Source organism: Apibacter sp. HY039 (genome assembly GCF_004023655.1).
Taxonomy (GTDB): Bacteria; Bacteroidota; Bacteroidia; order Flavobacteriales; family Weeksellaceae; genus Apibacter; species Apibacter raozihei.
Map to the genome: position 1 here is coordinate 881,485 of NZ_SAYM01000001.1, position 16,038 is coordinate 897,522.

The following is a 16,038-nucleotide window of genomic DNA, read 5'->3' on the forward strand; positions in this document are numbered from 1 at the left end:
TTTTACTTATATCTGCGTATGAATCTGTTATTAACTAATCAAAAATATAAATAAGAGGAACGTTTCGAAATTTAAAAGTTTTAAATAACTTTGTATTTATGCCAGACATTATTCGTTTACTTCCAGAAAACGTAGCTAACCAGATTGCTGCAGGAGAGGTTGTGCAAAGACCGGCCTCTGTGGTTAAGGAGCTTTTGGAAAATGCCGTGGATGCGAAAGCAACACAAATTCAACTGATCATTAAAGAGGCAGGCAGGAATTTAATTCAGGTCGTAGATAATGGATTAGGGATGAGTATAACGGATTCAAGAATGGCTTTTGAAAGACATGCTACTTCAAAAATATCAGCTACTGAAGATATATTCCGTATAAAAACAAAAGGATTCAGAGGGGAAGCGTTAGCATCTATAGCAGCTGTAGCACAAGTGGAACTAAAATCAAAAAAGGAAGAAGATGAAGTGGGTACTCATATAATCATAGAAGGAGGAGACATTCTTTCACAGGAGCCGGTTACCGGTTCCACAGGGTCTGTTTTTATGGTTAAAAATTTATTTTTTAACGTACCTGCAAGACGGAAATTTTTAAAATCAAATTCCGTTGAAATTCGACATATTATGGATGAATTTCATCGGGTGGCCTTGGCACATGAGGCAATTCAATTTCAATTTTTTAACAACAATGAGGAATTGTTTCGTTTAAGACCGGGAAGTTTATTGCAACGAATTTCTGAAATATTCGGACGGAAAATTCAAAACCAGTTGGTTCCTATTTCGGAACAGCTTGACTGGATTCAGATTCATGGATTTATTGGTAAACCCGAGAGTGCAAAAAAGGCAAGAGGAGAGCAGTTTTTTTTTGTGAATCAGCGTTTTTTCCGATCTAATTATTTAAATAAAGCAGTTCAGGATGCTTTTGAAGGTTTAATACCTCCAAGATATTTGCCTTCCTTTTTTTTGTATATAGATATAGATCCTGAAAAAATTGATGTAAACATTCATCCTACAAAAACTGAAATAAAATTTGAAGATGAATCATCGATTTACGCCCTTTTAAGAACTGCGATAAAAAAATCTTTAGGAGTTTATAATGTTGCTCCAAGTCTTGATTTTGAACAAAATCCTGATTGGAATTTGCCTCCAGTAAAAAAAAATACACCCATTGCAGAGCCGAAAATCAAGATAAATCCCTCTTATAATCCTTTTGAAAATTCATCAATTACAAAAGCTACTAATGCTGAAAAGATAAATTTAACAGAAATATACGCTTCATCAAGAAATGAAATTTTGACATCAGATTTATTTGATTTACCTGTTCAGCAAGTCGAAGAAAGTTCATTGATACGATTATCCAATGGGAAATGGCTGGTTGAAAAAGATAAAGGTTTATGGATTTTGGATCCTTACAGAATACATCAGACCGTATTATATGAGACACATTTAAAAAGTTCAAAGAGTAATGCTTTAAGTCAGCAATTACTATTTCCCCTGGAGAGGCCTGTGTACGAAATGGAAAAAGAAAAATTAGATTCTATTAAAACATTTCTTTTTGCACAGGGATTTGATATGGATATAGAACAGGACATTGTCACTATTACAGCTATACCCTCAGATATTCCTCAGGATAAAATTTTAGAACTTATTGACGATTTACTCTGTGAGCTTTCCGAACATTCGGAAAATGAGTTTTCCGTTTTTTTTAGTAAATCAGTGTCCAGAGTCTCCGCAAAAAAAAGAAATGAATTTATTCAAGCCTCTCAGCTTTTTCCTATCTGGCAGAACTTTGAAAGTATAGGCAGTCCAAAATTTAATCCATTTGGCAAAATGAATTATGAAATTTTAAATATACCTGACTTTGATTAATTTAATAATTAGATAAATACAATAATGAACAGATATATACCACCGGTTACAAAAAATTTACTAATACTCAATACAATATTTTTTATAGGAAAATACCTGTTAGGTATGTATGGAGTAGATTTAGATGTTATTTTTGGAGCTTTTTTTCCGTTATCTCCCAATTTTCATTGGTACCAGGTTCTTTCTCATATGTTTATGCATGCTGGACTTACCCATTTTTTCTTCAATATGTTTACCTTATGGATGTTTGGCTCTGCGGTTGAACAAGCATTAGGTGCAAAAAAGTTTCTTATTTTATATTTTGTTTGTGGGTTAGGGGCATTTGCTTTGTTTAATTTAGTTAATTATTTTGAATTCAAGCAGGTTTATGATTCTTTAGTAGAAGCTAATGTTCCCTTAAATGAAGTTAGTAAATACTCAAAATTAAATTTCACTTCAAATAATAATATTCAGGAAATGGGAAATCAATGGTTAAATACGCTTCCTAAAAATACTGATTATGCTCAGGCATCAAAATTTTATTTAGATTTGGTGGTTCCTATGATGGGAGCAAGTGGAGCTATATATGGAGTTTTGGTAGCTTTCGGATTAATGTTTCCAAATACAGTTTTAGTATTACTTTTTCCACCTATTCCTTTAAAAGCAAAATTTTTCATTCCTTTAATGATATTATTTGAATTATATTTAGGAATCAATCAGGTTCAAGGTGATAATATTGCCCATTTTGCCCATTTAGGCGGTGCAGTATTTGGATTCTTTTTAACTAAACATTGGATAAAAAACAGATATCGATGGAATTAAATAAGAAATTATGAATGAATTTTTAAATAAATGGATCCAAATTTATAAATCGGGAAGCGAGGGAATAAAGTTTATATATATATCCGTAATATCTACTGTAGTATTCGGAATTGTTAATTTTCTGCTGTTTTCTGGATTCAATATTTCTATTGAAAAATATATTTTGCTTTCATATAATTCAGTATTTCCTTTTTTATGGACATTTGTAACCTTTATCTTTGTTAATCTGAATTTTTTAGATCTGGCCTTAACAATGATTATGATTTACTTTGTTGAAAAAATATTCAGAATGTTTTTTAATGGAGAAAGCTTTATTAAATTTTTCTTTTTAGGAAGTTTTGCAGGAGCTTTAGCGTTTATTTTATGCTCATTTTTATCTGGATTCAGAAGTCAGTACTTGCAAGGAGCAACCTTAGGTATTTATAGTGTATTACTGGCTGTTATCTCATATAATCCCAAAATGAAAGTTTCCTTGTTTCCACTGCCGGTACAATTTCCAATATACATATTAGGAATGATCATCATAGGTTTGGATTTGATAACAGCCTGGTCACATTCAGAAACACTTCCTTTGATTATTGCTCGTCTTGCTGCTGCAGGATTTGGGTATTTTTACATGAAATCTTATCAGGCTGGGAATGATTTTTTAGGGTTTATAATTCCTGATAGAAATAAATGGGGAAGTTGGAAAAAAATATTTATAAGTAGACCCAAAAGCAAATTTAAAGCAGAACCAGGAGGAAATACGTATTCCAAAAGACCTAAAAGCGATGAGGAGTATTCGATGGATAAGTTGGATAAACAGAAAAAAATAAACCAAATATTGGATAAGATTTCTCAAAGTGGATACGAAAGCTTAACACGAGAAGAAAAAGATTTTCTATTTAAAGCATCCAGATAAAATGATAATAAGAAACCGTAAAAAAAGTAATTACATTTTTCTTATAATACACAGTATTATAGTAGTACTTTTATGTTCGGTTTATTTAAATAAATTTATAACCCCCAAAATCTTTCCGTATTTAGGTATTGTTGCAATACTTTTCCCGATATTACTGATTATTCATGTAATTTTAACCTTTATATGGCTGTTAAAAAAAGAAATAGTATTTATATTTTTTATGCTTTTTACAGGAGTTTTATTTTTTCCATTAAAAAAATACATTCATTTCGGGAACAATTATACTCAAGATAAAGTAAAGAATAAAAGTCATCAGCTTAAAATTTTAACTTACAATATAAGGTATGCAAATAACAGTAAAGATTTACGAGCGTTAGAGCAGTACATTATAGATCAGGATATTGATATTGCATTTTTTCAGGAAATTTATACAAGACAGTGGAGGTCTAAAGAAACTTTTTTAGCAGACAGGTACAATGCGGTATTTGATTTAGTTGGGATTTCTTCAAAATATCCGATAATCAATAAACAGAAAATAATTCTTCCGGGAAATGGGTATGCCTGTTCAGCAGATATTCAGACAGAGAAATCGATTATAAGATGTTTGAGCATTTATCTGGAGCCCATGTTTTTAAATAAAAATTACTTCAAAATTAAAAAAGTAGATGAAGCCGGTTCCAAAACAAAAATTGTGGCTGAAAAATTAACTACAGGTTTTAAAAAGCATCAGGTTCAGATTGATCTTTTAACCAAATATATACAGGAATCACCGCATCCTGTAATTATATGTGGTGATTTTAACTCTGTTCCGCTTTCCTATGAGTATTTTGCATTAAAACAGGATATGCAGGATGTTTTTGAGTTAAGTGGAAAAGGATTAGGAATGACTTTTTACGATTATTTTTACCCCATACGGATAGACTACATCTTTACCAGTTCCCAATTTTTACCCTTAGAAAGCTTTGTAAATACAAAAGTCAATTATTCGGATCACAATCCGGTCACTGCTGTATTGGAAATTGAAGAAAATTAAGATAACAAACTGAAATAACAGCTATTTAAAATTCAATCTAATACAAAAAGATTTAACTTTGCATCTGTTAAAATTAAATTTTATACAGTGCAACAAAGTAATTCTAAAACATCTAAACTTACACTGGTAGGCTTAGTAGTTACCATTGGGATTGTTTTCGGTGATATAGGTACTTCTCCTCTCTATGTAATGAGAGCTATAGTCGCAGCCAATCACGAACACCAAATTTCTGAAGATTTTATTATAGGAGCTTTATCCTGTATTATCTGGACCTTGACACTACAAACAACCGTTAAGTATGTAATCATCGCTCTGCGGGCTGACAATAATGGAGAAGGAGGTATTCTCGCTCTTTATTCATTAGTGAAAAAGATGAAAAAGAAGTGGTTATATATTATAGCTATCTTTGGAGCCGCTACTTTAGTTTCGGATGGCGTAATCACTCCATCAATGACTATTATGTCTGCTGTAGAAGGTTTAAAAAACTACAATCCCCAAACTCAAGTTATACCCATTACCATCTTTATTTTAATTGCATTATTTGTTGTTCAGCAGTTTGGAACTCAGTCTATAGGTAAATTTTACGGACCAATCATGACCTTATGGTTTGTTATGCTTGCCGTTTTAGGTATTATAGAGTTTCTGCCGCATTTATATGTTATTAAAGCCTTAAATCCCTATTATGCAATTAATCTTATGTTTGAGGTCGGAGGTAGTGCCAGTACAGCATTAGAGGCAAAGCATATGATACTGCTGATTATGGGAGCTGTATTTTTATGTACTACCGGAGCTGAGGCTCTTTATTCAGATTTAGGGCATTGCGGAATTAAAAATATAAGAATCAGCTGGTTTTTTGTTAAAATATGTCTTATACTTAATTATTTCGGACAGGGAGCTTGGATATTATCTAACCCCGTTGAAGCTGCAAGCGGAGGAAATCCGTTTTTTATGATGATGCCTGATGACTTCCTTATTGCAGGTATAGCAATGTCTACTTTAGCAGCAGTTATTGCCAGTCAGGCATTAATTACAGGTTCTTATACTATTTTTAGTGAAGCTATGTCACTTGATTTTTGGCCACGCCAAAGAATTGAGTATCCCTCACACGAAAAAGGTCAGATGTATATACCTGTGGTTAACTGGGGGCTTCTGGTGGCCTGTATATTTATAGTCCTTCATTTTGAAGAATCATCAAAAATGGAAGCAGCCTATGGTCTGGCCATTACAATTACTATGCTGATGACCACTGTACTTTTATTATTTTACCTTCACATAAAAAAAGTCAATATATTTCTTATTTTGCTCTTCGCTATCGTATATTTTGCTATTGAAGGAGGATTTTTCTATGCCAACGTGCTTAAATTTGCTGAAGGTGGATGGATAACCATGTTCCTGGCTGGAGCTATTGCCTTTTGTATGTACATTTGGTTTAATGGAAGAAAATTAAAAAACAAGTATGTTCAGTATATAAGCTTAAAGCCCTATTTGCCCGTAATGCGGGATATGAAAACTGACAAAGACATACCTAAATACTCGACCAATCTGGTTTATGTGACAAGAGCAAAAAAGCCGGAGGAAATAGAAGCGAAAATTATTTATTCCATTGTAAATAAAAATCCAAAACGTGCAGACTATTATTGGTTTATACGCGTAGAGAACGACACTAATCCCTATACGTTCGAATACGACGTGCTCGAGCTGATACCCAATACACTTTATAAGGTTAATTTTAAATTAGGGTTTAAAGTGGAACCTTTGGTTAACATATATTTCAATCAGGTATTAGAAGATTTAAAAGTTTCAGGTAGAATTAATCTTACCAGTAATTATGCCTCATTAAAAAAATATGAAATTCCTGCAGATTTTAAATATATACTCATAGATAGGGTTTTCAACCAGGAATATCTATTGTCTATCAAAGAAAGGTTTATTCTTAGATTTTACAATCTTGTAAAATATATAGGAATATCAGATACAGCAGCTTTAGGTCTGGATACATACAATGTTGAGGTAGAAGAGGTTCCTATGTTGACAGATGTAATCTATAAAAGCAGGATTAAAAGAGTTAAAATGTACAAAGAATAAATAAATAATTATTTGATAATTAAAAATCAGTAATAAATGAGTATGCAAATTTTAGTAACAGGAGGATTAGGATTTATTGGTTCTCATACAGTTGTAGAATTGATACAATCAGGATACGAACCGATAATTGTAGATGATTTAAGTAATTCAGAAATATTTATCTTAGAAAGGATAGAACAAATTACAGGAAAAAAGGTTAAATTTTATCCTTACGATGTTACGGAATCTGAAAATATAAAAAAAATATTCAATGAAAATAAAGAAATAGAAGCTTGTATACATTTTGCTGCTAAAAAAGCAGTAGGAGAATCTATGGAAATTCCACTGGAGTATTACAGAGTAAATCTGCTCTCATTGCTTACGCTCTTAGATGAAATGAAAAATTATGGAATTAAAAATTTGGTTTTTTCATCCTCAGCAACCGTATACGGGCAGCCAGAGAAGCTGCCTGTCAATGAAGATTCACCTTTACAGCCGGCATTATCTTCCTACGGAAGTACCAAGCAAATGGCAGAAGATATTTTAGAAAAAGTTTCAGCTACCGGCTGGTTGAATGCACTGGCTTTAAGATATTTTAATCCTGTAGGAGCACATAAATCATCATTAATAGGAGAGTTACCGAAAGGAATACCTTCCAATCTTATGCCTTTTATAACACAAACGGCCATAGGGATAAGAGAAAAATTAACAGTTTTCGGAGGTGATTATCCGACTCCCGACGGAACATGCGTAAGAGACTATATACATGTTGTAGACCTGGCGAAAGCACATGTCAAAGCTTGTGAATATTTAAAACAAAAGAAACAAAATTCTTCTTATGAAGTTTTTAATATAGGAACAGGACAAGGCTATTCAGTATTGGAAATTATCAAAACTTTTGAAAAGGTGAATCATCAGTCAGTAGCCTATAAAATAGGAGATCGAAGAAAAGGAGACATTGAAAGTATTTATGCAAGCTGTGATAAAGCCAATGATATTCTGGGGTGGAAAGCAGAAGAAACACTGGATGATATGGTTGTTGATGCCTGGAATTGGGAGAAAAAATACAGGAGCGAGATGAAGTAGTTTTTTTTCTTGATAATATCAATGAAAAACCAACAGTATTAAAAATAAATCCATATAAGTAAAAACCATTTTATTTTAAAATAAAATGGTTTTTATTTTTTCCAAACTATGTATATTTGAATAAAATTAAACTAAATTATGAGTCAGGATATTATTTTCGATTTAATTGAAAAGGAAAGACAACGACAAGTTAAAGGAATAGAACTAATTGCTTCTGAGAACTTTGTTAGCGAAGAAGTAATGAAAGCCGCAGGTTCGGTTTTAACCAATAAATATGCAGAAGGTTATCCGGGAAAAAGATATTATGGCGGATGTGAAGTAATTGATGAAATAGAACAGCTGGCCATTGATCGAGCCAAAGAATTATTTGGAGCAGAATATGTAAATGTTCAGCCGCATTCAGGAGCACAGGCAAACGCAGCCGTTTTTTTAGCCTGTTTAAAGCCTGGAGATACCGTTATGGGGTTGGATTTGGCGCATGGAGGACACCTCACTCATGGTTCTCCCGTAAATTTCTCAGGATTAACTTATAATCCTGTCTTTTATAAAGTAAATAAAGAAGACGGAAGAATTAATTATGAAGAAATGGCTGAGACTGCCAGAAGGGAAAAGCCAAAAATGATTATAGTAGGAGCATCTGCTTACTCCAGAGATTATGACTATCAAAAATTCAGAGAAGTTGCAGATGAAGTCGGAGCTATTTTAATGGCTGATATTTCTCATCCGTCAGGCCTGATAGCTAAAGGAATTTTGAATGATCCCATGCCGTATTGTGACATAGTAACTACAACTACCCATAAGACGCTAAGAGGAACCAGAGGTGGGATGATTATGCTGGGAGAAGATTTCGAAAACACTATGGGGCAGAAAACACCCAAAGGAGAAGTTAAAATGATGTCTCAGATTTTGGATAGTGCAGTATTTCCAGGAACTCAGGGAGGACCTCTTGAGCATATCATTGCAGCTAAAGCCATCACATTTAACGAAGCGCTGAGCGATGGATATTTTACGTACATTTTGCAAGTGCTTAAAAATGCACAGGCCTTATCCTCAGCTTTGATGGAGCGTGGTTTTGAAATTATTTCAGGAGGTACAGACAATCACTTAATGCTGATAGATCTGCACAATAAAAATATTACCGGAAAAGTGGCGGAAAAAGTTTTAGGACAGGCAGACATTACCTGTAATAAAAATATGATTCCATACGATGACAGAAGTCCGTTTATTACCTCCGGAATTCGTTTTGGAACTGCAGCTGTAACAACCCGTGGACTAAAAGAAGAAGATATGGTTAAAGTGGCTGAATATGTTAATGAAGTAATCAGTCATCCGGAAGATGAAAGCAAAATAAACAAGGTAAAAGCTGAAGTGAATTCACTTATGAATTCCAGACCATTATTTCAATGGTAAATAAATCCTAAAATGGAGGTGGGTAAGATACTCTTTTATCGTACCTGCCTCAAACTTTTATAAAAAAACTCTCTAAAATAGTAAACACGTAAAGTGTTTAAAAACAAGTTATAACGTTATTTTTATACCGCTTATAACTTTGTTTATTTATAACTACTTGTAAACAAAAATTATGATGAAAAAAAACATATCAGTTTTTTTATTATTACTCAGTCTATGCCTATTTTCTCAAAACAAAACAGAAGAAAAAATCTGGAACTTACTGTTAAATAATCAAAGAAACGAAGCAAGAAATCTCTTTGACAAACAATTAAGTAAAACCCGAACTACCAACTTTGAACATTTATACCTCGATGCGGTAATCAGTATGGAAGAAGGAATGCTTTTTTTTGATGATACCTTTGTTAAAAATTTTGTAAAGATTTCGCCGGATGAAGCCTATGTATATCCTCTGCTTTCTTATCCGTTTATGCTAACTGACAAAGCATTTGGCATTGATTTATTTACACCCGTCAAACTAGATGTTTTATCATCAAACGAGAAATATTCCTCCGAATTATCTGTAGGTATGTTAAAAGCCTATTACGATGTTTTGAGAGGAAACAATGAAAACTCAAAGAAAATTTTAGAAAAAATTCAACCCATCATTCACTGGCAGTACTGCGGAGTATTTGAAAATCTCAACGGAAGCGGTATGGATATAGAATATGAGCCGGAAACCTATGCCAATAATGATAAATTATTTACAACCAATACGCATGGGTTAGTGGGGTGGTACAATCAGAAACATTTTCAGAATCTAGGAGGTTTTCATTTTTATTCCAATGAACTGGAATATGGTTCAGGGATCATGTATGCTCAAACATTTATCGATAATCCGAAAGAGCAGGAAGTAAATTTACTGGTGAGCACAGAATGTGAATATAAAATATTTTTAAATGATTGCGAGATCTATTCAACATTAAATAAAGGAAACTATGAATATGGAGGAGTCTCTCTTAAAGTAAAGCTCAGCCAGGGAGTAAACCGATTAGTAATTAAATCTGAATTACAGGATAAAACCACTATAATAGCACGTATTACAGATGAACATGATCGACCGGTTACAGGATTACATTTTTATGATCAATACACAGAATATAAAAAATCCAGCATTGAAGAACTTAACGTTGAAGAACAGGAATTTAAATTTGTAACATTTTTAAAACAAAAAATAAAAGAGCAGCCATCGTCTATAGTAAATAAGCTTCTCTTGCTCAATGGGTATTTAAATAATAAGCAGAATACCCAGGCACATGATCTGTTGGTTGAATTAGAAAATAAATACCCTAAATCTTCCTTGCTAAGAGTACTGAAAATGAAGTATAACACAAACATATCAGAAGATCAGTTAGCCAACGAAATTTTAAAAAATATTCAGATGGATGATCCTAAGTATTATTTATCATATGTAAGTAAAATTAAAGATTCCAATTGGATGTCAACGGCATCTATTAACGAATTGGAAGAAATGAGCAGAAATCTGGCAAATACAAAAGCTGAAGTTTTCAAATTTGTCATTGATATGGTTATAGATGCTAGAAAGCAGGACTTGGCAGGGATGTTAGATAAGTCAAATAAAATTTTAGATACATCTTATCAAAACTCTTCCATACTATTAGAATTTATTAATGTATTTGATTACATAAAAAATCCAGATGACAATGCGGTTCTGAGGTTGGAAAAAGCTTTAGAGCAAATGGATAATTTTGATATAGTAAATGAGTTGTTGAATAGATATAGCATAGAAAATAAAGACGAAAAATATAAAGAATTATTGCTTTCGTTTATAGATAAATATCCGCAACTAAATGTTTACAGGATGAAGTATGTAGAGCTTTTAAACAAAGAACAAAAATTTGAAGAAGCTTTAGAACAGTCTTTCGAGTCTCTCGCTAATTTTCCATATTCATATACCGTATTATCAAATATAGGATACTTATATATGAATGTGAACGATAAACAGAAATCGATAGAATATATAAATAAATCCTTATCCCATAACTCTACGAATATTAGTTTGTATAACTTCTTGAAAGATATTAATAATGAAGATGATGAGATAGATCAGGTAGCCAAAAAGGATTTATATAAATTAATAAAAGAGAGGCGTAACACTTCATGGGTAGGAGAGAAAGGAACTACGCGGTTGCTGGACGAGTATATTGTCAATGTTTTTCCTGAGGGAGGATATAAAACCCGGGCCACACTTATCTATGAAATAACATCAGAACAGGGAATAGAAGAATTGAAAGAATATTATTTAGGATATGCGGTAAATATCGTAAAATCAGAAATAGTGAAACCAGATGAAACTATAATTCCTGCAGATAAAAATTCCGGAACCTTAGTATTTCCTAAATTGGAAATTGGCGACGTAGTGCTTATCCAATACGAAAAAATCGAACGCACATCCGGGCGTTTCTATAAAGATTTTAACGAAGTATCCTATTTTAACAGTGTCTATCCGGTGGTTGAGTCCACTTTTACAGTCATTACTCCGGAAAAAACCACCTATCAGACCTATATCAACCACAGTAACGTGCAGGCAAAAACAAAAAAGATAAATAAAAAAATCTATACAACCTGGACGTTGACCAATCTAAAACCTTTAGACAACAACGAATATTTCTCAAGACCCTTTTCAGATTCACAAATTTCAGTGAGGGTATCCACCATTAAAACCTGGGGAGATATTGTTAACTGGTATGCCGATTTGGTAAACAAGGTCATGGTATATGATAAAAAAACAGAACTGGCATTTAATCAAATATTTCCTTCCGGAACTTCTTCCTTATCACCCAGTGAAAGAGCAGAAAAAATATACAACTATATACAGAAAAATATTAAATACAGCTATGTCGATTTCAGGCAGAGCGGGCACATCCCGCAGAAACCTTCAAGAACCATTCAAACCAAACTGGGAGATTGTAAAGATTTATCCACCCTTTTTGTGATTTTAGCCAGACAAGCCGGATTAGAAGCTGATCTGGTATTGGTTCTGACGAATGATCATGCCGCTAATGCCTTGTCGCTTCCAAGTGCAAACTTTAACCACTGCATTGCCCGGGTAACTATAGAGGGTAAAGATTTATTTTTAGAATTAACGGATAATTACCTTCCTTTCAAAGCAGGCTCTTTACATAACTATAAAGCGAAAGCGTTAGTTATTAAGCAGGATAAAAATACTCACGATCAGGCGAAGCTCATAGAATTGGATTTTAAGAATAATCTTCAGAGTAAAACCAAGATAGAAGCTTACGTAGAGGTCAATCCGGATAATAAAAAAATTAAAGTGATTCAGTCTTATTACGGAGCATCCAAATCCTACTACAATCGATTATTTTCTGAAACATACTCAGAAAAAGAAAGAAAAGAGAGCATACAGGAAATCATAGGACGAATACTCAATAAAACCATAGCCGTTAAATCTATGGAAGTAGTAAAAGGAAAAGATTTAACAGCCGATCCTCTCCAGATTGAAATTGAAATTCAGATATCCGAAAAGCCTAAAAAAATCGGAAGTATGAATTTACTTTCAGTACCGTTTTTATCACAGGCGTATAACAAGCAGGTGATTATTACTGAGAATAGAACCTCAGATATTTACTATGTAAACTACGAATCGGAAAATGAATATGAAGAAGAAATTCATTTGAAATTACCCGAAGGTTCCACCTTTGTTGAAATTCCTTCCGCTAAGAAATATCAGTACGGAAACAGAACATATGAGCTCACGTATGACATGCTTTCCCCGGCACATTTAAAAGTGACGAAAAAAGTAAAAACTTCCTGGGAAGATGTATCTGTACAGCAATATCCCGAATTTAAAAAATTTGTAGAAGAAGTATTGGAAGCAGAAGATGATATTATAGGATACAAATAAGGAGAACAATCAATCAGACCCAAAAAAAACAAAGTAAAAACAATCCGTTAACGTAATAAAATAAAAAATTGCCCAACGGGTTGTGTTTATATAAAATAGTTTTGTAACAATCATATATATTTAGTATTTTCATAAAAACAAAAAACAAAAAAATGGGAGTAACGAGATTATTTGATATCCTGGCGCATCAATCGAAGAATCACCCGATTGAAAAGTCTCTGGTGACTAAAAAAAACGGAATATGGGAAGAAACCTCAACCGAGTCTTTGATAAGTCAGGTAAACCAGGTAAGCAGGGGGCTTCTTAAATATGGAATTAAGCCGGGAGATAAAATAGCGGTTATAACTAACGTAAACCGTACGGAATGGTTGATTATCGATTATGCCGTGCAGCAGGTCGGAGCGGTTACCGTACCTATTTACCCTACCTTGAGTAAAGAAGACTTTAAGTATGTCCTGAACGATAGTAAATCTATATTTTGTTTTGTTTCCGATAAAGAATTATACGATAAAATACAGAATATCAGGGAAGATTGTGCTGAGCTGGTAAGCATCTTTACCTTTGATGAGGTAGAAGGCGCTACCTGTTGGACGGCTATAAGCGATATGGGAGAAGATGATTCCACCCAGTACGAAGTAGACAGCCTGAAAGATATGGCTCAGCCGGAGGATCTGGTTACCCTTATTTATACGTCCGGTACCACAGGCAGACCCAAAGGAGTGATGCTTACCCATAAAAACATTGTTTCCAATGTTTTGAACAGCCACGAACGAGTATTGATGGAGCACGATAAAAATTTCAGAGTCCTGAGTTTTCTTCCCATCTGTCATGTATTGGAACGAATGGTTACCTATATATTCATGTATAGATCGTACAGTATATTTTTTGCCGAAAGCATTGAAAAGCTGGCCCTGAATTTAAAAGAAGTAAAACCCCATATCATTACTGCCGTACCCAGGGTGGTCGAAAAATTGTATACCGCAATTTACTCCAAAGGAACCTCCGGAGGCTGGTTAAAATCACAGATATTTTTATGGTCGTTAAAAGTTGCCGAAAAATTTGAGCCCTTTCAGCCGGCCGGATTTAAGCAAAAACTCGCAGACATGCTTGTTTACCGTAAATGGAGAGAAGGATTGGGGGGAGATATCAGGCTTATAGTTTGTGGAAGTGCAGCACTTTCCGGAAAACTGAACCGTATATTCTTTGCCGCCGGACTTCCGATCATGGAAGGATACGGATTAACCGAAACTTCCCCGGTAATAGCTGTAAATGGCAATGACAAAAGTTTATTTCGCTTCGGTACCGTGGGCCCGCTAATTAAAGAATCTCAGGTAAAAATAGCGGAAGACGGGGAAATTCTGACTCAGGGGCCCAATGTTTTTATCGGTTATTATAATCAGGAAGAAAAAACCAAAGAATCATTTACGGAAGACGGATGGTTTAAAACTGGAGATATTGGCTTTATGGAAGATGGATTTTTAACCATTACCGACAGAAAAAAAGAAATATTTAAAACCTCAGGCGGAAAATACATTACGCCCCAGATTACGGAAAACTTTTTAAAACAATCCCGGTTTATAGAGCAGGCGATGGTGGTAGGAGACGGTGAAAAAATGCCATGTGCTCTCATACAGCCCGATTTCAAATTTATCAAAGAGTATATTAAATTCAAGCATTTACCCATAAGTACCTCCGGTTCGCAGGAAGAAATCATCCAAAATGAAAGTATTCAAAACAGAATCATGAAGGAAGTAGAAAAAGTGAACGAACTTTTAGGACACTGGGAACAGATTAAAAAAATAGAGCTCACTCCTCAGACATGGTCCGTGGAAGGAGGGGAACTAACACCTACCCTCAAGCTCAGAAGAAAAATAATCAAAGAAAAATACATCGATTTGTATAACAAAATGTACCAGGAATAGAGGACATTATGACAGGTGTAAGAATTGGCTTAAGTTTTGCAATTACTACTGTATGGAAAAGAAAAATAAAATTGAAATCTTGGAAAATGCCAACCAGAATCCGGAAGAATTTTATACAAGATTCCAGGAGCAATTAGATAAAGAACATAGTTTTCCTGGAAATTATATGTTTAAATTTATAATTCCGACAGAAAGTAAAAAGATTGCACAGTTACATAAAATATTTGATCACGGTTCAGCCACCTTTTCAATGAAGGAAAGTAAAAACAACAAATATACCAGTGTAACCATAACCATGTATGTGGCAGATTCCACATCCGTGATAGAATACTACAAAGAAGCAGCAGGTATTGAAAATATTGTGATGCTCTAAAAAAAACAAACAAATAAATAAGTATAAAAAAAGTCATCGGGATAATTTTATCCAGGTGACTTTTATTTTATACGTCCATTATCCTACCAGGAACTATTAAAATTAGGGATCAATTGACTTAGGCTTTATCGTAGATTCCCGTTTTTTCCCTTTTACCCGAAAATTATGGCAGAATACTTTCTGTCTTTGTTATGAAAATCCAACAAAAACATATAAATAATAAAAAAATACTGAGATTATGTTTCTTTATAGATAAAGGATACAAGGTTTTATTATTTTTTTTGTACTTTTTTTTCTTAGAAATATAGGTGTCTGAGTAAATCATATAAAAAAAAATAGTAATTTTACTTCGTTTTACCAGTAAATATTTATAAATCTTACTAATTATTAATATTTTATGAAATCACTGAGTCCTAATGAAAGTGAATCTTTTAAACTCTATACCCAGCAAGAGATAGAGCAGTTAAACAAAGGCAGCTACTATGCCCGCTACGGAGGAAACAAAGACAGCCAGTACGGCAACAGCTCGCTGGTCAGCATAAGCGTACAGATACAGGGAGTGGATTATTTCAACCAGACCAACCTGAAGCTGGAGCTGAAGCAGTCCTTTAGCGGACACCACGAGTTTGAGCTTACCGCCGACCCCGACGAATTTTCAGAATCC

At 33.7% G+C, this 16,038-nt stretch carries 11 protein-coding genes; all 11 read left to right on the forward strand.

Annotation, left to right across the window (positions count from 1 at the left end):
* The first annotated feature begins 98 nt into the window (after nucleotides 1-98).
* A complete protein-coding gene (gene mutL, locus EQ921_RS03935) occupies nucleotides 99-1,859 on the forward strand; it encodes a DNA mismatch repair endonuclease MutL (RefSeq protein WP_128330644.1) in 1,761 nt (586 codons plus the stop codon).
* Nucleotides 1,860-1,883: 24 nt separating this feature from the next.
* Entirely contained in the window at nucleotides 1,884-2,660 is a 777-nt protein-coding gene (locus EQ921_RS03940) for a rhomboid family intramembrane serine protease (RefSeq protein ID WP_128330645.1), read from the forward strand.
* Nucleotides 2,661-2,670: 10 nt separating this feature from the next.
* Nucleotides 2,671-3,561 carry a rhomboid family intramembrane serine protease gene (locus EQ921_RS03945; RefSeq protein ID WP_128330646.1) on the forward strand — a complete coding sequence of 297 codons (891 nt, stop codon included), beginning with the start codon at nucleotides 2,671-2,673 and terminating at the stop codon, nucleotides 3,559-3,561.
* A gap of 220 nt (nucleotides 3,562-3,781) precedes the next feature.
* On the forward strand, nucleotides 3,782-4,594 hold the full coding sequence (locus EQ921_RS03950) for an endonuclease/exonuclease/phosphatase family protein (protein WP_164875572.1): 813 nt from the start codon (nucleotides 3,782-3,784) through the stop codon (nucleotides 4,592-4,594).
* Between the two features lie 87 nt (nucleotides 4,595-4,681).
* Nucleotides 4,682-6,679 carry a KUP/HAK/KT family potassium transporter gene (locus EQ921_RS03955; protein WP_181951017.1) on the forward strand — a complete coding sequence of 666 codons (1,998 nt, stop codon included), beginning with the start codon at nucleotides 4,682-4,684 and terminating at the stop codon, nucleotides 6,677-6,679.
* Nucleotides 6,680-6,715: 36 nt separating this feature from the next.
* A complete protein-coding gene (gene galE, locus EQ921_RS03960; protein ID WP_185144505.1) occupies nucleotides 6,716-7,744 on the forward strand; it encodes a UDP-glucose 4-epimerase GalE in 1,029 nt (342 codons plus the stop codon).
* A 138-nt stretch (nucleotides 7,745-7,882) separates the two neighbouring features.
* Nucleotides 7,883-9,154, forward strand: a complete 1,272-nt coding sequence (glyA, locus tag EQ921_RS03965) for a serine hydroxymethyltransferase (protein ID WP_128330648.1) — start codon at nucleotides 7,883-7,885, stop codon at nucleotides 9,152-9,154.
* A 175-nt stretch (nucleotides 9,155-9,329) separates the two neighbouring features.
* Nucleotides 9,330-13,079 carry a DUF3857 domain-containing protein gene (locus EQ921_RS03970; RefSeq protein WP_164875573.1) on the forward strand — a complete coding sequence of 1,250 codons (3,750 nt, stop codon included), beginning with the start codon at nucleotides 9,330-9,332 and terminating at the stop codon, nucleotides 13,077-13,079.
* 152 nt (nucleotides 13,080-13,231) lie between these two features.
* Nucleotides 13,232-15,001: a long-chain fatty acid--CoA ligase gene (locus EQ921_RS03975; RefSeq protein WP_128330650.1), complete on the forward strand. Its 1,770-nt coding sequence runs from the start codon at nucleotides 13,232-13,234 to the stop codon at nucleotides 14,999-15,001.
* 52 nt (nucleotides 15,002-15,053) lie between these two features.
* Complete coding sequence (locus EQ921_RS03980) at nucleotides 15,054-15,374, forward strand: DUF493 family protein (RefSeq protein WP_128151411.1); 321 nt, start codon at nucleotides 15,054-15,056, stop codon at nucleotides 15,372-15,374.
* Nucleotides 15,375-15,771: 397 nt separating this feature from the next.
* The coding region (locus EQ921_RS03985; RefSeq protein WP_164875574.1) for a hypothetical protein at nucleotides 15,772-16,038 on the forward strand (267 nt) is incomplete at its 3' end.